This is a genomic window from Sphingopyxis sp. MG (assembly GCF_002953155.1).
In the GTDB taxonomy this organism is placed as follows: Bacteria; Pseudomonadota; Alphaproteobacteria; order Sphingomonadales; family Sphingomonadaceae; genus Sphingopyxis; species Sphingopyxis granuli.
The window spans coordinates 2,759,999-2,780,272 of sequence record NZ_CP026381.1 but is presented as its reverse complement, the minus strand read 5'-3'; the positions used below and the strand labels follow the sequence as shown (position 1 = coordinate 2,780,272).

General features: G+C 65.3%; 23 protein-coding genes. 16 read left to right on the top strand and 7 right to left on the bottom strand.

The annotated features are described in order from the left end of the window. The first annotated feature begins 46 nt into the window (after positions 1–46). The 3 genes from C3E99_RS12810 (at position 47) to C3E99_RS12800 (ending at position 5,062) form a co-directional block, all read left to right on the top strand. Positions 47–1,747 (top strand): amidohydrolase family protein, encoded by a 1,701-nt coding sequence (locus C3E99_RS12810; protein ID WP_234002471.1) that lies wholly within the window; start codon positions 47–49, stop codon positions 1,745–1,747. Positions 1,748–1,904: 157 nt separating this feature from the next. Further along, positions 1,905–3,539 (top strand): amidohydrolase family protein, encoded by a 1,635-nt coding sequence (locus tag C3E99_RS12805; RefSeq protein ID WP_104959851.1) that lies wholly within the window; start codon positions 1,905–1,907, stop codon positions 3,537–3,539. A gap of 116 nt (positions 3,540–3,655) precedes the next feature. Beyond that, positions 3,656–5,062, top strand: a complete 1,407-nt coding sequence (locus C3E99_RS12800; RefSeq protein ID WP_076076833.1) for an amino acid permease — start codon at positions 3,656–3,658, stop codon at positions 5,060–5,062. Positions 5,063–5,119: 57 nt separating this feature from the next. Here C3E99_RS12800 and C3E99_RS12795 read toward each other — a convergent pair whose 3' ends face one another. Further along, positions 5,120–5,575, bottom strand: coding sequence for an Lrp/AsnC ligand binding domain-containing protein (locus tag C3E99_RS12795; protein ID WP_067106361.1), 456 nt, complete (start codon positions 5,573–5,575; stop codon positions 5,120–5,122). 211 nt (positions 5,576–5,786) lie between these two features. Here C3E99_RS12795 and C3E99_RS12790 point away from each other — a divergent pair, with 211 nt between their 5' ends. Together C3E99_RS12790 and C3E99_RS12785 are read left to right on the top strand one after the other, a co-directional pair. After that, complete coding sequence (locus C3E99_RS12790) at positions 5,787–6,185, top strand: hypothetical protein (RefSeq protein ID WP_158682280.1); 399 nt, start codon at positions 5,787–5,789, stop codon at positions 6,183–6,185. A 61-nt stretch (positions 6,186–6,246) separates the two neighbouring features. Next, the gene (locus tag C3E99_RS12785) at positions 6,247–7,881 is read left to right on the top strand and encodes an amidohydrolase family protein (protein ID WP_199775010.1); all 1,635 of its coding nucleotides are present in this window, start codon (positions 6,247–6,249) and stop codon (positions 7,879–7,881) included. 15 nt (positions 7,882–7,896) lie between these two features. Here the strand turns inward: C3E99_RS12785 and C3E99_RS12780 are convergent, their stop codons facing one another. From C3E99_RS12780 to rplU, 3 genes are all read right to left on the bottom strand, one after another. Beyond that, a complete protein-coding gene (locus C3E99_RS12780; protein ID WP_104959850.1) occupies positions 7,897–8,493 on the bottom strand; it encodes a GNAT family N-acetyltransferase in 597 nt (198 codons plus the stop codon). Between the two features lie 242 nt (positions 8,494–8,735). Continuing rightward, positions 8,736–9,005, bottom strand: a complete 270-nt coding sequence (gene rpmA, locus C3E99_RS12775; RefSeq protein WP_067106365.1) for a 50S ribosomal protein L27 — start codon at positions 9,003–9,005, stop codon at positions 8,736–8,738. 42 nt (positions 9,006–9,047) lie between these two features. After that, positions 9,048–9,527: a 50S ribosomal protein L21 gene (rplU, locus tag C3E99_RS12770; RefSeq protein ID WP_067106367.1), complete on the bottom strand. Its 480-nt coding sequence runs from the start codon at positions 9,525–9,527 to the stop codon at positions 9,048–9,050. Positions 9,528–9,756: 229 nt separating this feature from the next. Here rplU and C3E99_RS12765 point away from each other — a divergent pair, with 229 nt between their 5' ends. Beyond that, on the top strand, positions 9,757–10,275 hold the full coding sequence (locus C3E99_RS12765) for a hypothetical protein (RefSeq protein ID WP_076076828.1): 519 nt from the start codon (positions 9,757–9,759) through the stop codon (positions 10,273–10,275). A 234-nt stretch (positions 10,276–10,509) separates the two neighbouring features. Here C3E99_RS12765 and pspF read toward each other — a convergent pair whose 3' ends face one another. Further along, positions 10,510–11,538: a phage shock protein operon transcriptional activator gene (pspF, locus tag C3E99_RS12760; protein ID WP_076076827.1), complete on the bottom strand. Its 1,029-nt coding sequence runs from the start codon at positions 11,536–11,538 to the stop codon at positions 10,510–10,512. A gap of 176 nt (positions 11,539–11,714) precedes the next feature. Here pspF and C3E99_RS19785 point away from each other — a divergent pair, with 176 nt between their 5' ends. The 10 genes from C3E99_RS19785 (at position 11,715) to C3E99_RS12715 (ending at position 15,333) form a co-directional block, all read left to right on the top strand. Then, positions 11,715–11,885: a hypothetical protein gene (locus C3E99_RS19785; RefSeq protein WP_156482980.1), complete on the top strand. Its 171-nt coding sequence runs from the start codon at positions 11,715–11,717 to the stop codon at positions 11,883–11,885. A 106-nt stretch (positions 11,886–11,991) separates the two neighbouring features. Beyond that, positions 11,992–12,654, top strand: coding sequence for a phage shock protein PspA (gene pspA, locus C3E99_RS12755; RefSeq protein ID WP_067106372.1), 663 nt, complete (start codon positions 11,992–11,994; stop codon positions 12,652–12,654). 12 nt (positions 12,655–12,666) lie between these two features. Continuing rightward, positions 12,667–12,942, top strand: a complete 276-nt coding sequence (gene pspB / locus C3E99_RS12750; RefSeq protein ID WP_067185932.1) for an envelope stress response membrane protein PspB — start codon at positions 12,667–12,669, stop codon at positions 12,940–12,942. Between the two features lies 1 nt (position 12,943). Continuing rightward, positions 12,944–13,324 (top strand): envelope stress response membrane protein PspC, encoded by a 381-nt coding sequence (gene pspC / locus C3E99_RS12745; RefSeq protein WP_067106375.1) that lies wholly within the window; start codon positions 12,944–12,946, stop codon positions 13,322–13,324. 28 nt (positions 13,325–13,352) lie between these two features. Then, positions 13,353–13,652 (top strand): hypothetical protein, encoded by a 300-nt coding sequence (locus C3E99_RS12740; protein WP_067185930.1) that lies wholly within the window; start codon positions 13,353–13,355, stop codon positions 13,650–13,652. 11 nt (positions 13,653–13,663) lie between these two features. Further along, the gene (locus C3E99_RS12735) at positions 13,664–13,984 is read left to right on the top strand and encodes a hypothetical protein (RefSeq protein ID WP_067106379.1); all 321 of its coding nucleotides are present in this window, start codon (positions 13,664–13,666) and stop codon (positions 13,982–13,984) included. 10 nt (positions 13,985–13,994) lie between these two features. Further along, entirely contained in the window at positions 13,995–14,243 is a 249-nt protein-coding gene (locus tag C3E99_RS12730; protein WP_067185928.1) for a hypothetical protein, read from the top strand. Between the two features lie 45 nt (positions 14,244–14,288). Then, on the top strand, positions 14,289–14,552 hold the full coding sequence (locus C3E99_RS12725; RefSeq protein ID WP_076076824.1) for a hypothetical protein: 264 nt from the start codon (positions 14,289–14,291) through the stop codon (positions 14,550–14,552). Between the two features lie 26 nt (positions 14,553–14,578). Continuing rightward, positions 14,579–14,833, top strand: coding sequence for a hypothetical protein (locus tag C3E99_RS12720; RefSeq protein WP_174521638.1), 255 nt, complete (start codon positions 14,579–14,581; stop codon positions 14,831–14,833). 89 nt (positions 14,834–14,922) lie between these two features. Further along, entirely contained in the window at positions 14,923–15,333 is a 411-nt protein-coding gene (locus C3E99_RS12715; RefSeq protein WP_076076822.1) for a SufE family protein, read from the top strand. A gap of 91 nt (positions 15,334–15,424) precedes the next feature. Here C3E99_RS12715 and C3E99_RS12710 read toward each other — a convergent pair whose 3' ends face one another. Next, positions 15,425–18,631: a TonB-dependent receptor gene (locus C3E99_RS12710; protein ID WP_076076819.1), complete on the bottom strand. Its 3,207-nt coding sequence runs from the start codon at positions 18,629–18,631 to the stop codon at positions 15,425–15,427. Between the two features lie 270 nt (positions 18,632–18,901). Beyond that, positions 18,902–20,170: an ATP-dependent Clp protease ATP-binding subunit ClpX gene (clpX, locus tag C3E99_RS12705; RefSeq protein WP_067106387.1), complete on the bottom strand. Its 1,269-nt coding sequence runs from the start codon at positions 20,168–20,170 to the stop codon at positions 18,902–18,904. Between the last annotated feature and the right edge of the window lie 104 nt (positions 20,171–20,274).

Here is a 20,274-nt window from a genome sequence, read left to right as displayed (position 1 = left end):
CTCCCACGACGGTATCGGTTCAGGGGCTTCCAACGGGAGAGGGTCAATGAAAAAACTGGGGAAAAAACTGGGATCGACGACACGACGCGTTCTGATGGCCGGGGCGGCCGGGCTGCTTTGCGCCATTCCGGCGGTGTCCGGGCTGGCGCAGACCGCCAGCCCCGCCGCGCAGGCGACGAAGCCGCGCGCGGGTGCCGTTCCCGCCCCCGCGCGCCAGCCGGGCGAGGGCGCCGGGCCGTTCCGCAAGATGGTCATTCGCGGCGTCACGCTGATCGACGGCAGCGGTGCGCCGCCGCGCGGTCCGGTCGACGTGGTGGTCGAGAACAACATTATCACCTCGATCGAGGCCGCCGGTACGCCGGGGCTGCCGCTCGTCGACGGCCGCGCGCCGCGCGATGCCGATTATGAGCTCGACGCGACCGGCATGTTCATGCTGCCGGGCTTCATCGACATGCACGTCCACGGGTCGAGCGACGACAAGGCGCCCGACCTCAGCTATTCCTACAAGCTGTGGCTCGCGCACGGTGTGACCTCGGTTCGCGGCGTCGACCTCGCGCCGTTCGAGATTTCGCTCAGCGAGCGGGCGCGTTCGGCGCGCAACGAGATCGTCGCGCCGCGCATCTTTTCCTATCATCGGCCGGGCATGGGACGCGGCTGGACCGGCGGTCTGACGAACACGCCCGAAAAGGCGCGCGAATGGGTGCGCTGGGCGGCGAAGGCGGGGATCGACGGCATCAAGCTGGGCGCCGACGCCAACCAGCCGCCCGAGGTGCTGGAGGCGATCTTCGACGAAGCGAAGAAGCAGCAGATCGGCACCGTCGCGCACCTGTCGCAGATCGGCGTCGGGAGGATGGACGCAAAACACGCCGGCGCCACCGGCCTAGGCACCGTGACTCACTTCTACGGCCATTTCGAATCCTTGCTCAAGAACGGGCCGGTGCAGGACTGGGCGCCCGACTATAATTTCATGGACGAGCAGCACCGCTTCGGCGACGTCGCCAATCTGGCGCGCGAAAGCTTCAATCCGGGAACCCCCGAGTGGAAGGAATATCTGGAAAGCCAGAAGGCGAATGGCGTCACCTTCGATCCGACGATGACGATCTATGCCGCGTCGCGCGATCTGATGCATGCGCGCAACGCCGACTGGCACGCGCGCTATACGATGCCGCAGCTCTGGGGCTTCTTCCAGTCGTCGCGGGAGAATCACGGCTCCTACTTCTTCGACTGGACGACCGAGCGGGAAGTGCGCTGGCGGAATTTCTACAAGAAATTCATGCAGCTGATTAATGACTACAAGAATATCGGCGGCCGCGTCACCGCGGGGTCGGACTCGGGCTTCATCTTCAAGACCTACGGCTTCGGCTTCATCGAGGAACTGGAGCTGTTGCAGGAGGCCGGCTTCAACCCCAGCCAGGTCGTGCAGGCCGCGACGTTGAACGGCGCACTGACGCTCTATGAGCCCAAGGGCATCGTGGCGCCGCCGATCGGCACGGTGCGCGTCGGCAAGCTCGCCGACATGGTGCTGGTGAAGGAAAACCCGCTCCAGAACTTCAAGACGCTCTACGGCACCGGCGCGCTGCGCCTCAACGAGCAGACGCAGCGGCTCGAACGCGTCGGCGGGGTCAGCTACACGATCAAGGACGGCATCGTCTATGACGCGAAGAAGCTGCTCGCCGATGTGGCTGAGATGGTGAAGGCCGAAAAACAGCGGATGGGATTGCCCGAAGAAGGCGTTCCGCTGCCCTGAACCGAAAGGGGGACGGCCCACGGCGGGCCGTCCCATTTTTCCGCCATGGCGGAAGGAAGAATCGGGACCGCGATCGACAGGGGGCTTGCGCCCGCCGGCAAACAATGGTCGATCGTTCGTATTTGAAGCATCTGTACCGACAGGGGGAACAGAATATATGAAACGGAAATTCACGAAGATCGCGCTCGCGGCGCTGCTGCTCGCCGCCCCGGCGGGCGCGCATCAGCGCGGCGATGAAAAGATCCCCGCGCCCGCGGCATCCTTTCCCGTGACCGCGGGGGCCCCCGCCCGCGGCGCCGGCGAAGGCGCCGGTCCCTTCCGCAAGATGGTGATCCGCAATGCCACCATCATCGACGGGACCGGCGGACCGCCGCGCAGCCGGTTCGACATCGTTGTCGAAGGCAATCGCATCACCTCTATCTCCCAGTCGGGCTGGCCGGGGCTTCCGTCCGGCAGCAACCGCATCGCGCAGGACGCCGATTACGAGATCGACGCGGCCGGCATGTACGTCTTGCCCGGCTTCACGGACATGCACGTCCACCTGCCCGGACCCGACAAGGCGCCCGATGCCAGCTATGCCTACAAGCTGTGGCTTGCGCATGGCGTGACGACGGTGCGCGGCGTGCCGCTTTCGGCACCTGCGGTCGCTAGCAATGAAAAGAACCGCTCGGCGCGCAACGAGATCGTGGCGCCGCGCATCTTCAACTATCAGACGCTGGGCGCCGGCTGGTCGGGCGGCGTCGTCGACACGCCCGAAAAGGCGCGCGCGTGGGTGCGCTGGGCCAAGCAGAACAACATCGACGGCATCAAGTTCTTCAACCGGGAGAATGAGACCCCCGACGTCTTCTCGGCCGCGCTCGACGAGGCGAAGAAGATGGGGCTGGGGACGACCGCGCATCTCAGCCAGATCGGCGTCGCCAATTTCAACGCCCGTCAGGCGGGTGAGGCGGGACTGAACACCGTCACCCACTATTACGGGCACATGGAATCGCTGCTCAAGGGGCGGGCGATCCAGGATTTCCCGTCGGGCTACGACTATAACAACGAACAGCATCGCTTCGGCGAGGTCGCCGAAATCTGGAATCAGGTCTATGGCCCGGGTTCCAAGCAGTGGCAGGAATATCTGGACGCGCAGAAGGCGAACCACGTCACCTTCGACCCGACCTTCAACATCTATGCCGCATCGCGCGACCTGATGCGTGCCCGCAACGCCGACTGGCACGCGCGCTATACGACGCCGCAGCTCTGGAACTATTTCCAGTCGACCCGCGACAATCACGGCTCCTATTTCTATGACTGGACGACCGAGAATGAGTTCGCGTGGAAGAAATTCTATGGTCTCTTCATGCGGCTGATGAACGATTACAAGAATATGGGCGGGCGCGTGACGGTCGGCACCGATTCGGGCTTCATCTGGAAGGTCTATGGCTTCGCCTATGTCGAGGAAATGGAATTGCTGCGTGAAGCGGGCTTCTCGCCGCTCGAGGTCGTGCGCGCCGCGACGATGATGGGCGCCCAGACGCTGTACGAACCGCGCGGCGAAACGCCGCCGATCGGTGCGGTGCGTGCGGGGATGCTGGCCGATCTGGTGATCGTCCCCGAAAACCCGCTCCAGAATCTGAAAACGCTCTATGGCACCGGCTTCCAGCGCCTGAATCCCGAAACAAACCGGCAGGAAGTCGTCGGCGGGGTGAAGTTCACGATCAAGGACGGCATCGTCTACGACGCGAAGAAGCTGCTCGCCGACGTCGCCGCCATGGTCGAAACCGAAAAGGCGAAACTCGGCCAGTAAGCATCCGGTCCGCAGGGTCCGCCGGCGTCCCGCCCTCCGCTTGCCGCGAAGGGCCGGGTCCCGGCGGCCCCCGGTCCTGACCCCGGTTGCTGCGGCGGCCGGGCGGGAGAACCCTCATGTCTTTTTTGACCCGCCGAAAGGCGATCGACACGATCGGAGCGGTCGGCGAGACCCAGCGGCTCCATCGCACGCTGAGCTGGCCGCATCTGATCGGCCTCGGCGTCGGCGCCATCGTCGGGACCGGCATCTATACGCTGATCGGCGTCGGCGCGGAGCGGGCAGGGCCCGCTGTCATCATCGCCTTTGTCGTCGCCGGGCTGGTCTGCGTCTGCGCCGCGCTCGCCTATGCCGAACTTGCGACGCTGATGCCCGTGTCGGGCAGCGCCTATACATACAGCTACGCGGTAATCGGTGAAGGCGTCGCCTGGGTCATCGGCTGGAGCCTCGTGCTCGAATATTCGGTGGTCTGCGCGGCGGTCGCGGTCGGCTGGTCGGGCTATGCGGTCGGCTTCCTGCAGGCGGCGGGGATCGACGTTCCGCTCGCGCTTGCCGCCGGTCCGCATGCCGGCGGGATCATCAATCTGCCGGCGATCCTGATCGTCGCGGCGGTGGCGGGAATGCTGCTGGTCGGCACGCGCGAAAGCGCCACGCTCAACATGGCGCTCGTCGTGCTCAAGATCGCGGCGCTCGCGGCCTTCGTGGTGCTGGCGATGAAGGCATTCGACGCCGGCAATTTCCAGCCCTTCATGCCCTATGGCTTCGCCGCGCATGAGGTGGACGGGCAGGTGCGCGGCGTGATGGCGGCGGCCGCGATCATCTTCTTCGCCTTCTATGGCTTCGACGCGGTGTCGACCGCGGCGGAGGAGACGAAGAATCCCGCGCGCGACCTGACCATCGGCATCATCGGCTCGATGGTCGTGTGCACACTAGTCTATATGGCGGTCGCCGCGGCGGCGATCGGTGCGATGCCGTTCATGGAGTTTTCGCGCTCGGGCGAGCCGCTCGCCTATGTGCTGCGCCAACTCGGCCATCCGGGTGTCGCGACGCTGATCGGCGCGGTGGCCGTCGTCGCGCTGCCGACCGTGATCCTGGCCTTCATGTTCGGGCAGAGCCGCATCTTTTTCGTCATGGCGCGCGATCGGATGCTGCCCGAACGGCTCGGCCGGGTGAATGCGAAGGGCACGCCGGTGGCGGTGACGATCGGCACCGCGATCGTCGTGTCGGGCATCGCGGGCTTCTTCCCGCTGGCGGAAATCGCCGAGCTGGCGAATGCGGGAACGCTCGCCGCGTTCGTCGCCGTCGGCCTGTGCCTGATTGTGCTGCGCGTGCGCCGACCCGACCTGCCGCGGCAGTTCCGCGCACCGATGCCCTGGGTCGTCGGGCTGGTTGCGATCTTCGGCTGCCTCTATCTGTTCATCAGCCTGCCGGCGGTCACACAGGGCCGGTTCCTGATCTGGAACCTGATCGGCGCCGGCGTCTATCTGGCCTATGGCGCGCGCAAGAGCCGCCTGGCCGGGCAATAGGGAAGGGGACGGATGCGCGCGCCGGGCGTCCGCCCCCCGTCCGCCAGGGCGCGGTGGTCACAGCGGCAGGCTGGCCGAATTCTTGACCTCTTCCAGCACCGCATAGGTGCGCGTCTCGCGCACGCCGGGCATGTGCACCAGCGTGTCGGCCAGGAAGGCACGATACGCCTCCATGTCGCGCACGCGCACCTTGATCAGATAGTCGAAACCGCCGGCCACCATGTGGCATTCGAGGATTTCCGGCATCACCGAAACCGACGCCGCGAACTCCTGAAACACGTCGCCCGTCGTGCGGTCCATCAGCACCTCGATGAAGATCAGCAGCGCGCGGTCGAGCTTGGTCGGGTTGAGCAGGGCATGGAAACCCAGGATATAACCCTGTTCGCGCAGTCGCTTCAGCCGGTCGAAACAGGCCGACGGCGACAGGCCGCACCGGTTCGCCAGTTCCTGGTTGGTGATTCGGCCTTCGGCCTGGATGACCTTGAGAATGCGGCGGTCGGCGTCATTCAGCATCGATTATTCTCCGGATAATGCGGAATTATCCGGATGATCATCGTATAATGTACCGAAAATTCCAAGTAAATTCGACGTTATGCCGCTATATTGGAGATGTGACCGGTTCGGGACGCAGGAGTCGCCATTCGATCGGGTTCGGGCCGCCCGGCCCACGCCGCGCCGGCTGCGCGGCCGCCCTACCGATGGTCGCAGGAAAAGGAGTATCGAGGTGAAGCAGCACAAGCAACGCATGTGCATCATCAATCCCATGCTGGTCGAGGACATCGTCCCCCTCGCCGGCGGCCAGGCCGACATCATGTGCCGCATCGGCATCAGCTGGAACAGCTGGATCAAGATCCTCGCCGGCCAGCCGGTCCGCCAGTCGCTCGGGGAGCGGTTGCGGACGCGTATCCTCGCCGCGGCCGAAGGAATCGAAGGGTTCGGCGCGAAGTTCCCGGCCGCTGGCGGCGGGCTCGACCGGGCGGCGCTCGCCGACGCCTTCCTGTTGCCGAGCCTGTCGGGCGCGAAGGACGACGACGAGGATTGGCAGCCCGCGGCCTTCGGGCACGGTGCGGCGGATCAGGTGGACGAGCGCGGCGCGCGCTTTGCGGCGGCCGGTCGGGGATGACGGGCGGCCCGGACGGACCGGGCTTTCGAACAATAACGACGGGATGACGAGGGAGGATGGTATGCGCAGGATGATGAAGAAGGCGATGGGCTTGGCGGCGGGCGTGGCGATGCTCGCATCGGGCACCGCGCTTCCCGTGGGTGCGGCGGTCGTTCCGTCGGCAACTGTCGCGCCGGCGCAGGCTCATGGCGATCTGGCGGCGGGTCCCTATCGCCGCCTCGTTATCCTCAATGCGATGGTGATTCCGGGACATGGCGGACCGGCGGCCGGTCCCTACGACATCGTGATCGAGGGCAACCGGATCGCGGAGATGATCGCGCTCGACCCGGTGACGCTCGGCCGTCGCGGCGCGAGCTCCCGGCCTACCGGTGACCGGGTCATCGACGCGACAGGCAAGTTCGTCATGCCCGGCATGATCGATCTGCATATGCACATCCGCGAAGATCCGCTTCCGATGGCCTACAACCATTATCTGAAGCTTGCCCACGGCGTGACCTCGGAAGTGATGGTGCCCGACCGCGGCATGCCGCACGCGCTCGAGCAGCAGCGCCTGTCGGCCGCCAACCGCATCCTCGCGCCGCGCCTCTACCCCTATTGGACGTGGGGCAATCTGCCCGGTTACACGCGCGAGGAGCAGGAGGACCCGTCGCAGGCGCCGCGCATCGCGCGCGAGATCGCCGCGAAGGGCGCGCATGTCGTCAGCGTCGGGCCGATCGCCTGGAACCGCGAGCTTTTCGGCGCGGTGTGCAAGGCCGTCTATGCCGCAGGCGGGATCACCTCGGTCCATCTGCCGCCCGCGACTACCGCCGTCGTCGACGCGCTGACCGCCGCGAAGCTGGGAGTCACGATGATCGAGCATCATTATGGCTATGCCGAATCCGCGCTCGACCGCACGGTGCAGGATTTCCCTCGCGACTATAATTACGATGACGAGAGCCACCGCTTTCGCCACGCCGGCATGGTCTGGACCGAGGCCGACCGCGAGCCCGCGCGCACCCGCCTGCTGACCGAGGTGGCAAAGGAACTCGCCGAAACCGGCGTGACCATGCTGCCGACGCGCGTGGTCTACGAGGCCAACCGCGACATCCTGCGCGCGCAGGGGCTGCCGTGGCACGAGAAATATACGCATCAGCTGCTGTGGGAGAAGTTCCTCCCCAACCGCAACCTGCACGGCGGCTATTTCTGGGACTGGTCGTCGGAAGACGAGGCGGCGTGGAGCAAGGCCTACGACCTGTGGGGCCGGCTGATCTATGCCTTCAACAAGGAAGGCGGCCGCGTCGCCTATGGCACCGACGACAGCTATATCTGGGCGACCCCCGGCTTCTCCAACGTCCGCGAACTCGAACTGCTGCGCGAGGCGGGGCTGCACAATTACGAGGTGCTGAAGGCGGCGACGCTGAACAGCGCCGAGACGCTGCGCGAGGCCAAGCTGGGCCTAGTGCGTCCGGGTTATGCCGCCGACCTGCTGATCGTCGACCGCAACCCGGCCTATAATCTGGCCTTCCTTTATGGTTTCGGCGCCAACACGCTCGATGCGTCGGGTCAGATGGTCCGCACCGCCGGCATCATCCACACGATCAAGGACGGCGTGGTGATGGAAAATGCCCGCCTGCTCGAAGAGGTCGCACGCATGGTCAAGGCATCGCGGCCCGAAGGCCGCGCGCCCGACACGGTGACGGCGCCCTTCCTGCCCTGAGGCGGGGGCGGCGGATCAGGCCGCCATCAGGCGCAGCTCGCCGCGGAAATCCTCGTCGAAACCGACGCGGCCGCGCATGGGGGTGACGGCATCGCTGCCGTCACCGTCGCCCTGCTCGAACAGCGCGCAGGGTGCTTCGCCCCCGCGCGCGAGGCTGTGACGCGGCACGACCCGACCGGTCGGCCGAAATCCCAGCTTGCGCAGCACCGCGCCCGACGCGGGGTTGTCGACGAAATGGCCGGCGGTCAGCTTGGGCAGCTTCATCGCATGGGCGATGCGGACGAGCTGGCGCCCCGCCTCGGTCGCGAAACCAAGCCCCCAATAGGGCCGCGCGATCCAGTACCCGAGTTCGAGCCCATCGTCGGGGCCGGGCGCGATGCCGCAGCCGCCGACAAGGCGCGGCGCGGCGCCGGTGCGCGCGAAGATCAGGAGGCGCGGCTGGTCGGGGGCGGTCGGCTGGTCGAGGAAGGCTGAAGCCTCCGCTTCGCCATAGGGCCAGGGCGCGCGGGCGAGGCCCCGCACCACCGCCTCGTCGCCGATCGCACGGGCGAGCGCCGGGGCATCTTCCAGCCAGCCGGGCCGCAGCAACAGTCTATCGGTACGCGCAAACATTCTCATCACTCCCATTTGGCTGTCGCCTTGGCGCCAGATGGTGACGCTTTGGCGACAGTCGATGTGCGAGGGAGATGATCGGCCCGATTTTCGCGCCCGTCCGTCAAGCGACGGAATAAGGGCGAGAAAAAAGGGAGACCGGGGCGACCCGTCTCCCTCTTTTCGAACCTGGTTTTCCGCGTCGGGCGGAAAAGGGCGGTCCCGGGTCGTCCCTTGGTGGACGACCGCGGCAGGATCGTCCCTTATTCGGCGGCGTCCGCCATACAGTCGACCGACACATATTTGCGGCCGAGCTTGCCGTCGTGGAATCGGACGCGGCCGTCCGCGGTCGCGAACAGCGTGTGGTCCTTGCCGATGCCGACGTTGACGCCCGGATAGACCTTGGTGCCGCGCTGGCGCACGATGATGTTGCCGCCGATCACTTCCTGACCGCCGAACTTCTTCACGCCAAGGCGCTTGGATTGCGAGTCGCGGCCGTTGCGCGACGAACCGCCTGCCTTCTTATGTGCCATGACTGATGCTCCTTACTTCTGCCGAGCCGCGGACGAGCGCGCTCAGGCGTCCTTCTTGGGGGCCGCTTTCTTGGCGGCGGGCTTCTTCTCGGTGGCTTCGGCCTTGGGCGCGGCGGCCTTCTTCGGCGCTGCAGCCTTCTTCTCGACGGGCGCAGCCTTGGCTTCGGCGGCCGGGGCGGCGTCTTCCTTCGGCGCCGCTTCCTTCTTCGGGGCGGCCTTCTTGGCTTCGCCGACCGACAGGATGCGCAGCAGCGTCAGCGACTGGCGGTGGCCGTTGCGGCGGCGGTAATTGTGCCGGCGGCGCTTCTTGAAGACGATGACCTTCTCGCCGCGCGTCTGGGCGATGATCTCGGCAGAGACGGTTAGTCCCTTGGCGTCCTTCACCTCGCCGCCGTCGCCGGCCAGCAGGATGTCGCCCAGCGACACGGTGTCACCGGCCGCGCCCTCGATCTTCTCGACGGCGATCTTGTCTCCAGCGGCGACGCGATATTGTTTGCCGCCCGTGCGCACGATTGCGAACATGGTCTTCCATCCAATCAAAAACTAAATCGCCCGCGCTGCCGACCGCCCGCCGAAGCAGGCGAACTTTCCGGCATGCGGGAAAGACCGCGCCACTAGCGGGACCGGGGCTTTCTGTCAACCGCATGTTTCCGGGCTTTTCGGCGATTTCGTCGCCGTTCGCGGAATCCCGATGGGTGCGCATTCCGATTCGGCTTGCCGTCCCGCGCCGGCCCCCATATCAGGGGCGGCGATGACGCGCATCCCGCTTTCCCGTCCACTGGCGATCGCCGCCGCCCTGTCGCTTTCGGCCTGCGCCGCCGCGGGCGGGGACGGGGCGCCGTCGCTGGCCAAGCGGCCGGTTGAGGGACGATTCGACGTCGCGCCACCCGTAGTCGTCGTCGACCCGCCGGGGCCGTTGCCCGCCGACCTCGCCGGCCGCCTCGCGCGATGGGATGCCGATGCCGTCGCCGCGCAGAGAGCCTTCGCCGCCGAACGCGGCACCGCCGCGACGCTCGTCTCGGCCGCTTCGGGCGCCGCGGTCGCCAGCGAACGCTGGGTCGTCGCGCAGCAGGCGATCTCGCGCCTCCAGGCGACCCGCGCGCCGCTCACCGGCGCGCTCGCCGACATCGACCGGCTCTATCTCGACCGCAGCGTCGCAGAGGACATCGACGGTCTGCCCGACATCTATGCGCTGCGCGACCGCCTCGCCGACATGGCGGCGACGCAGGATGCGGTGGTCGAGGCGCTGGAGCGGCAATTGCCGCAATAGGAGGCCGAGCCTGCCGGAAATCGTCACCCCGGACTTGCTTGGCAATTACTCCCGTTCCGACGCGTAGCTGTTCCCCGGCGAAAGCCGGGGTCCATGCGGGGCAGCACGACGCCATCTGGACCCGGCTTTCGCCGGGGAACAAGCTGAAGGGCTTACAGGCCAAGCCGTTTCAGGGCCCATCGTCGGAACCATGGATGCCGAAACATATTCGACATGACGAAGGAATGGGCGAGGTTATTGATTCAGCCCATGCTTCTTCAGCGCATGGCGAATCTGGTCGTAGCTGAGCCCCAGCGCCTCGGCCGCGACTTTCTGGTTATAGCGGCAGCGCGCCATCGTGTCGGCGAGGATCTGCCTTTCATAGCCGTCGACCGCGGCGCGCAGGTCGCTGACCGGGCCCGAAGGTGGCGCGGCCGGCGCGGCTTCGCTGGCTGCGGCCGAAGGCGCGGAGGCGTCGGGCGCCGCGGCTTTGCGCTGCACCGTGGGTTGCCACGGGCTCGCGAAGGGGTCGAAGCTCAGCGCGTCGACCGGACGGGTCGCGTCGGCCCAGCGATAGATGGCGCGCTCGATGACGTTGCGCAGTTCGCGGACGTTGCCCGGCCAGTCGTGCCCTTCCATCGCCGCGAGCGCGCGCGGGCCGAAGCCCGGCCATTCCTCCCAGCCGAGCACCGCCGCCATGCGCTGCCCGAAATAGGTCGCGAGCACCTCGATATCGCCCTCGCGCGCGCGCAGCGGGGGCAGGGTGATGACCTCGAACGACAGCCGGTCGAGCAGGTCGGCGCGAAAGCGGTTATCCTCTACCAGCGCGGGCAGATGCTCGTTGGTCGCCGCGACGATGCGGACGTCGACGCGCACCGGGCGTGACGCGCCGACGCGCGTGATCTCGCCATATTCGACCGCGCGCAGCAACCGCTCCTGCGCCGCCATCGACATCGTCGCCAGTTCGTCGAGGAACAATGTGCCGCCGTCGGCTTCCTCGAAACGGCCCGCGCGGCTGCGCGTCGCGCCGGTGAACGCGCCCGCCTCGTGACCGAACAGTTCGGCCTCGATCAGCGTCTCAGGCATCGCGGCGCAGTTCAGGATCACATAGGGCTTGTCCCAGCGCGCCGACAGGCGGTGCAGGCGTTCGGCGATCAGTTCCTTGCCGGTGCCGCGCTCGCCGATCACCAGCACCGGGCGGTCGAGCAGCGCCGCCTGGCTCGCGCGGTCGACCGCATCCTGAAAGGCCGCCGATTGCCCGATGAACTGCGTTTCGCGCTCCATTCCCAACTATTGGCAAAATTTCCCGTTGAATGGCAAGTGGAATCGGCTTGCAAGGCGATTTCAGTGTAAAGTTGCGCGCTTTTCCGGTGCTTTCGGGCAATTGGCACGCCCTCTGCATAGAATAAGGCGAACCGGCGCATGTCGTGCCGGAGCAGCAGAATGAGGAAGTTCGATCCATGAAGACGACCCTTGCCCAGGCCGCTACCTTCGCGTTCAGCGCGGTCGGTGCGCTGGCCATTCTCGTCGGCGTGCTCGACCAGCCTCGGATCGCCGCCAGCGCCGCCGGAACCCCGACCGCGATGCTGGCGGCGGCTGCATCGACCCCGACGGTCGGCCGCATGGCCTGACCGGCTCTGGTGCCGGGGCTCTCTCCCCCCTTGCCCCGCCCCGGCACCAGCATTCAAAAGGGGCCCTGCCAAGGGCTCGGACGTGTTTCGACAGGAGTGTAGTAAAATGGGTATTTTCTCACGGACCCGCGACATCATCGCCGCCAACGTCACCGATCTGCTCGACCGGGCGGAGGATCCCGAAAAGATGATCCGCCAGATCATCTTCGAGATGAACGAGACGCTGGTCGAGGTTCGCGCCTCTGCGGCCCGCACCATCGCGGACCAGAAGGAAATGCGCCGCCATATTGCCAAGCTCGAAAGCCTGCAGGACAGCTGGAAGGAAAAGGCCGAACTCGCGCTGTCGAAGGACCGCGAGGACCTCGCCACCGCCGCGCTCGTCGAAAAGCAGAAGGCCGGCGACATGGCCGAACGGCTGAAAGGCGAAATCGCGGTGCTCGACGATGCGCTCAAGGGCTATGAAGCCGATATCGCCAAGCTCCAGAAAAAGCTGGGCGAGGCGCGGGCCCGCCAGTCGAGCGTCGTCAACCGCCTCGAAAGCGCGGAGAACCGCTATCGCCTGCGCGAGATGACCAATGGCGATCGCGTCCAGGACGCCTTCTCGCGCTTCGAGATCCTCGAACGCCGCGTCGACGAGGCCGAAGGCCGCGCCGAGGCGCTGGGTCTCGGCTACAAGAAGTCGCTCGACGAAGAGATCGCCGAACTGCAGGCCGCCGACAAGGTCGCCGACGAACTGGCCGCACTCAAGGCGGCGCAGGGCAAGCAGTAAGGAGCCGGACCGATGGAAGAGATCATCATCGTCCCGATCGTCATCGGCACCCTCTTCCTCGGTCTGCCCTGGCTGATCCTCCACTACATCACGCGGTGGAAACAGGCCAAGACGCTGACCGGAGAGGATGAGCAGCTGCTCGACGAACTCTACGATACCGCGCGCCGGCTCGAGAATCGTCTGCATACCGTCGAACGGATCATCAGCGCCGATCATCCCGACTTCCGCCCCGCGGTTCGCAGCGACGAGGATCTGGCGCAGCTTGAAAACATGAGCAGGAGGAACTGAGATGTCTGCCAGCCGCACCAAATTCTATCTCGATAAACAGCATGCCAAGTGGAGCGGCGTGTGTGCGGGGATCGCGGACTATATCGGAATCGACGTCCTCTGGGTCCGGGTCGGCGCGGTGCTGCTGACGCTGATGGGCGGCTTCCCCTGGACGCTGATCGCCTACTGGCTGGTCGCCTGGATGGGAACGCCCAAACCGCTTGCGCTCTATGGCTCGGCAGAGGAAGCGAAATTCTGGCAGGGCGTGCGCTCGAACCCCAGCGCCTCGACGCGCGACATCCGCTCGCGCTTCCGCGACATCGACCGCCGCCTCGCCGACATCGAACAATATTATACCAGCCACAACCGCCGCCTCGCCGACGAGATCGACGCACTGCGCTGAGCGGGACCGGGCAACAGGGAGACAGACCATGAGCTGGGGAGGACCCGCCTTCGTTATCGCGATCATCGGCCTTTCGATCGCCGGATGGATGTTCACCACTTGGGTGCGTGCGAGGCACGGCTATCCGATCGAGAATGAATGGGGCGGCACGGTTCATCGAACCGACCCCCACGCTGATCGAAAAATCGCGCTGCTGACGGACGACAATGCCAAGCTTTCGGCCCAGATCACGCGGCTGGAGGAGCGGGTGTCGGTGCTCGAACGCATCGCCACCGACGCGAACGGCCGCGCGGCGCAGCTCGCCGAGCAGATCGACCGGCTGCGCTGAGGAGAGGAATTATGGACAAACTCGGTATCATCAACGCCATCGGCCCGATCCTCGCGATCATCGGCGTCGCCGGTATCGCCGGCTGGGTCGTCACCACTTGGATGCGGATCAAGAACGGCTATCCGCTCGACGGCGCCTGGGGACAGGCGGTCTATCCCAAGACCGGCGACGAGGCGATGGAGCGCATCAAGCTGCTGAGCCAGGAAAACGCCCAGCTCCGCGCCGAGCTCGGCTCGCTCAAGGACCGGCTCGCAGTGGTCGAGCGGATCGTCACCGACGAAGGTCACCGGCTGAGCCACGAGATCGAGGCGCTGCGGCGCCCGGCGAACTGAGGAGGCGGACATGGAAGATATGGTTTATGCGCTGATCCCGCTCGCTCCGTTCATCGTCGGTGGTCTGTTCATCTGGACCAAGCACCAGCAGAAGATGATCGAGAAACAGTCGGAAATGACGGCCGAAAAGGCGGCGCAATATGCCGCGCAGACCGAACGGCTCGAAGCGCGTGTGCGCGTCCTCGAACGCATCGTCACCGACCGAGGCATCGACGTCGCCCAGGAAATCGACAAGCTGCGTGATGCGCCCCTGAATTGACGGCCGGACCGACAACCAGACCGACAGGCGAAAGGAACCTCCCCCATGAACCCCTTTGAAATGGTGATCGGCATCGTTCTGATCGTGACCATCGGCAGCATCCTCCGCGCGAAATATGGCGTGCGCCGTGATTCCCATGGAGCCGAATATATCGCTGCCGGCAACGATGCCGAAACCAGGGCGCTCCAGGCCGAGATCCGCCAGCTCAAGGAGCGGATCCAGGTCCTCGAACGCATCGCCACCGACACCAACCGCGCCGCCAGCCTCGACGAGGAGATCGAGAAGCTGCGCGACCGTTCGCATCCCTGAACGGGACGAAGAGAAGGAGCCGAACCATGGCCACCATTGCTTCCGATCTCGCCGCCAACCTCGTGACCGCGGCGGTTGCCCTGACCGCGCTCGGCATCGTCAGCCTCGCGGCGCTGCGCGGCTGGCGCGACTGGATCGACCTCAAGCGCGAGGAACTTGCCGCCGGCCGGTCGGCGGCGCATGATCCCGCCGTGCCGCACGCCGGCTCGCGGATCGAGATCGCCGACCTCAAGGAACGGCTGCGCAAGCTCGAGGCGATCGCCGCGGGGGTCGACCTGTAAAAGGAAAGGTCGTCCCCGCGCGGGCGGGGGCGGCAAAAGAGGGGGCGGAGCCCCTTCCATCCGCACCCCGAATCTGTCACTGGCGCACCATGCGCAGCCTCGACGACATTTTCGAAGAATATGATTTCCTTGACAGCGACGACCGCTATCGCCTGCTGATCGACCTCGGCCGCACCCTCGAACCGATGCCCGATGCACTCAAGACCGATGCGACGCTGGTGCGCGGGTGCAGCGCGAGCGTCTGGGTCTATCCGGTCCCGCGCGACGACGGACGGCTGCATTTCCTCGCGGACAGCAACGCGGCGATCACCAAGGGCATCGTCGCGCTCGTCCTCGCCGCGGTGCAGGACCGGCCGGCCGCCGAGGTCGCGGCGATGGACATCGCGGGCCGTCTCGCCCCCTTCGACCTGACGCGCCAACTCTCATCGAACCGCACCCAGGGCGTTCCCAACATGATCGCGCTGGTCGCCGACACCGCCCGCCGCATCGCGACCGATTGACCGGTCTTCCGACGAGTTTTCCCATTCTGCAACGAAAACGGCGCGGGAGTTTCCTCCCGCGCCGCATTGTTGTTCCGTTCGAGGCGAAGGATCAGAAGTTGACCTTCACGCCGACGCGGACGCCATAAAGCGACTGGCGCGTGACCAGCGTCGTGTTGGGCGCTTCGACTTCGCTATAGAGATATTTGGCGCAGGCGTTGGCGCCATCCGTGATGCAGCTCACCTCGACCAGAGACGCCGCATAGGGGAAGGACACCTGGCGTAGCGCGCCCCAGTCGCTGTCGATCAGGTTCAGCACATTTTCGACATCGGCGAACAGCTTGAACTTGGCGTTACCGACCAGAGCCGGGATTTCCTGGCTAACGTGCAGGTCGACCTTGAAGAAATCGGGCGAACGCTGGCTGTTCTTCGGCACGATTCGGCCACGATATTTTTCGAGGCCCAATGCCGAAACCAGCGCGTTGAAATTCGCCTCGCTCGCCGGCGTGTCGAAGTCGACCTTGCTGGTGTCGTTCAGGTTGGGAACATACAGCGCCATGCTTCCCAGATTGCCGACGGTGCCAAAGACCGCGCCGCGGCCGCCGCTGTTGTCGAGCATTGTCACGCTGTACGGACGGCCCGAGCGATATTCGCCGAACAGGCTGAAGCGCGTTTCATTGTCGCCAAAGAATTCGCGCTTGAAATCAAAGCCGAATTTCCACTGATGACGGAACTCGTAGAGCGATCGGCCATAAGCGGCGAAGTTCGGGTCGACGAAGATGTTGTTACCATAGTTCGACGACGAGGTCGACGAGGTCATCGCCGCGACATCCTTGACGTTCGAATAGGTATAGCTGCCGTCGATCGACAGGCCGAAGTCCCAGCTCTTGGCAAAGCGGGCCGTGGCGAAATAACCGCGCCCCTTCTTGCTGTTGGTGAGTTGCAGGTCGCGATTCGTCGTCGCGCTGCCGCCAAAGGGACCATAGGCCGGGCGCCCGTCGGGAAGAACCGCTCCGGTCGGGACCGAACGCAGGTCGGTCCACTGATAGCCGTAGATGTTCTTGTCGTACAGGAACTGGGCGCCGAACAGCCAGCCATCGCCCAGCGTGCCGAGGTCGGCTTCATAATCGACCTGCAGCGAGGTCTTGAGCTTTCGGGCCAGCTTCAGATTCGGGTCGATATTGTCGGTCTGCGCGGCGGCCAGCGATCCGATGTTGGTGGCGAGATAGTCCTTCACGCTTTGCGTGATCGCGCCGCTGGTGATGCCCGTCAGGGCGTCGCACGTGGCCGATGTCGCGCAATTGGAAGGCCGGATGTCAATCGAGTTGGTCAACTGTCCGGTATTGGAGAAGACGTTGGAGAGATAAACGTCGGGGGTGCCGCCGGCAAAAATGCCGACGCCGCCGCGAACGATCAGGCGGTCCGACGGTTTCCAGTTGAAGCCGACACGCGGCTGCACGACGCTGCGCCCGTTGAACGTCTCGCGATTGTGATATCCGTAGCGGGCGAGGAAGTTCGGATTGAGCGGCGGACGCGCGTCATTGCCGAACAGATCATAGCGCACACCTGCCGACAGCGTCAGATCGGGTGTGATCTGCCAGTCGTCCTGCAGGCCGATCGTGTAGTTCTGCGTGCCGAACTGGGCCGCTGCGTCGTCCGGATCGAGGCTGGGAACCGCGTTGCCGTAGCGCAGCCGCGACACATTGCCGGCCAGGAAATCGGCGATGCTGTCGAAATAGAAATGGCCGAGCGAACGCTGAAGGAACAGATTGAATACCGTGACGTCGGTATAGCCTGCGAGGAAACGGAGCGCATGATCGCCCGCATCGAGCCGAGCGGTGAAGTCGACCGACAGATTTTCGGTGTTCAGCGCATTGGAATGACGGCTGATATCGGGTCCGAACACCAGGCTGGTGCCGGTGCAGCTCGTCGACGACGATCCGCCCGAAACGGCGTCGGTGCAGACGTCGAACTGCGGGAAATCACGACTGCCGAACGGCGTCTGCGACCGGTTGTAGTCCCGGTAGGAAACGCGCACCTGGGTCGAGAACCGGCTCGACCAGTTGGAGTTCAGTTCGAAGATGCCGGTGTTGACTTCTTCGCCCAGTTCGTAGCCGTTCGACTGGAAGCCCAGCGAATAGGGCGGGTTGGTGAAGGTGTTCTGCTGCGACTGCTGAGTTCCGACATTGCGGATATAGGTCAGCGAGGCGCGGTGCTTGTCATTGATGTTCCAGTCGAGCTTGCCGATCAGCTTTTCGTCCGATTCGACCGCGTTGGGCGACAATCCCAGCGTGTCATAGCCGTAACGCGACTGCGCCGTCTGGCTGACCAGGTCGACAACCGCCTGTGTCAGACCGGGAATCTGATTGGCAAAGCCGGGCCCGAAACCATCGTCGAACGGGTCGCTTTCCTTGGTCCGTTCATAGGCAAGCATGAAGAACAGCTTGTCCTTGATGATTGGCCCGCTCAGATAGCCGCCATATTGCTTGCTGTCGAAGTCGAGCGTGACGTTGTTGCCGCGGCTGCGGCTGCCGGTGAGGTTGTCGTCGGTGTAGGAGAAGAAGGCTCCGCCATGGAACCGATTGCCGCCGGACCGCAGCACGACGTTGACGGCGCCGCCCTGGAAATCGCCCTCGGCGATGTCGTAAGGGGCAACCTTGACCGAGAACTGCTCGATCGCGTCGAAGGGGACGGGGCCGCGCGCGGTCGGCAGACCGCCGTTGTTGAGACCGAAGTCGTCGCTGAACTGCACGCCATCGACCGAGAAACGGTTGAGACGACCATTGTTGCCCGCAACCTCGATCGCGCGGCTGTTGGTCAGGTCGAGGCTGACGAGCGGGTCGCGACGCGCGAGGTCGCGGATATCGCGGTTGAGCGATGCCGCACCTTCGATCGCCGTGCGGTCGAGCGCCGTGACCGGGCCGTTCGAGGTCGCGACAGTTCCGCGCAGGGCGGACGCCGTGACGACGATCGCCTCTTCCTGCATTTCGATCGGCAGGCGGAACGGCTGTCCGGCCTCGAGAAACAGGTCGGTAACCTGGACCGGTTCGAAGCCGCCGGCCGAAATCTCGACCGTGAAGGGGCCGCCCACGCGAAGGCCGTTGGCGGAGAAATTGCCGCTGCCATCGGTGGTGGTGCGCTGCGTCGTCCCCGACGGAACGTGCGTCACCGTCACATCGGCGCCGGCAACCGGGCCCGTAGCCGACACCACGGTGCCGCGGACCGCAGATGTCGTTTGCTGGGCCTGGGCGGGTGCCGCGATTACGGTGGCCGCGCTGATGGCCATCAGGCTTGCGGCGATCGAATAGCGAAGTTTCATGTCAGGACGTCCCCTAGTTGGTAGCTGCGGCAGGCGCGCAATATGGGGCGCGCCGAACCTGCGAGCGCCCCTGAAGCCCGCATGTGGCACGATTGTGACAGCAAATATAACAGTGCAAGCCGACAGCGGTGAACCGTCGGGGATGGTCAGGGAAAAGGCCGGTTTTCCGTCACCGCGCCCGATCGGCGATCAGGCGCGGCGGCATTTTTTCCGACAACTGTTGCTGCAATGCAACATGGTTTCGCGGTGCAACCAGTTGGCCGCCGCGACTCAGGCGGCGTCGCCGGCTTCCTTCGCCTTGTCGGCGTAGACTCGGACCGGCTGCTTGCGGCCCTCGACGACATCCTTGTCGACGACGATCTCGACCACGTCGGTCAGATCGGGCAGGTCGAACATCGTGTCGAGCAGGATCGCCTCGACGATCGAGCGCAGCCCGCGCGCGCCCGTCTTGCGCTCGATCGCCTTCTTCGCGATCGCGACGAGCGCGTCGTCGGTGAAGGTCAGGCCGACCTCCTCCAGGTCGAACAGCTTCTTGTACTGCTTGACCAGCGCGTTCTTGGGCTCGCCGAGAATCTTGACCAGCGCATCGACGTCGAGGTCCTCGAGCGTCGCGATGACCGGCAGGCGGCCGACGAATTCGGGGATCAGGCCGAACTTGAGGAGGTCGGCCGGCTCGATCTGCTTGAGCACCTCGCCCGCGCGGCGTTCGTCGGGGCCGGCGACATGCGCGCCGAAGCCGATCGACTTGCCCTGCAGGCGGTCGCCGATGATCTTTTCGAGGCCGGCGAAGGCGCCGCCCGCGATGAACAGGATGTTGGTCGTGTCGACCTGCAGGAATTCCTGCTGCGGATGCTTGCGGCCGCCCTGCGGCGGGACGCTCGCGGTCGTGCCTTCCATCAGCTTGAGCAGCGCCTGCTGCACGCCCTCGCCCGACACGTCGCGGGTGATCGACGGATTTTCGGCCTTGCGGCTGATCTTGTCGATCTCGTCGATATAGACGATGCCGCGCTGCGCCTTTTCGACGTTGTAGTCCGACGCCTGGAGCAGCTTGAGGATGATGTTCTCGACATCCTCGCCGACATAGCCCGCCTCGGTCAGCGTCGTCGCGTCGGCCATGGTGAAGGGCACGTCGAGGAAGCGCGCGAGCGTCTGCGCGAGCAGCGTCTTGCCGCTGCCGGTCGGGCCGACGAGCAGGATGTTCGACTTCGCCAGTTCGACATCGTCGCCGCGGCCGCTGTTCGCGAGGCGCTTGTAATGGTTGTGCACCGCGACCGACAGCACGCGCTTGGCCGTGTTCTGGCCGATGACATAATTGTCGAGATGCTGGCAGATCTCCAGCGGCGTCGGCACCGCGCCGTCCTTGCGCGCGGCGACTCCGCCCTTGATCTCCTCGCGGATGATGTCGTTGCACAGTTCGACGCATTCGTCGCAGATGAACACCGTGGGGCCGGCGATCAGCTTGCGGACTTCATGCTGCGACTTGCCGCAGAAGGAGCAGTAGAGAGTGCTCTTGCTGTCCGAGCCGCTCAATTTGGTCATAAAACTTCCTCTGGCGGGCGCAAAAGGCGCGCTGCCGTCCTTATCCTAGCCCGCGGCCACCCAATTACAATATGGCAATTGGGTGACGCGGGTTCAATGTTCCG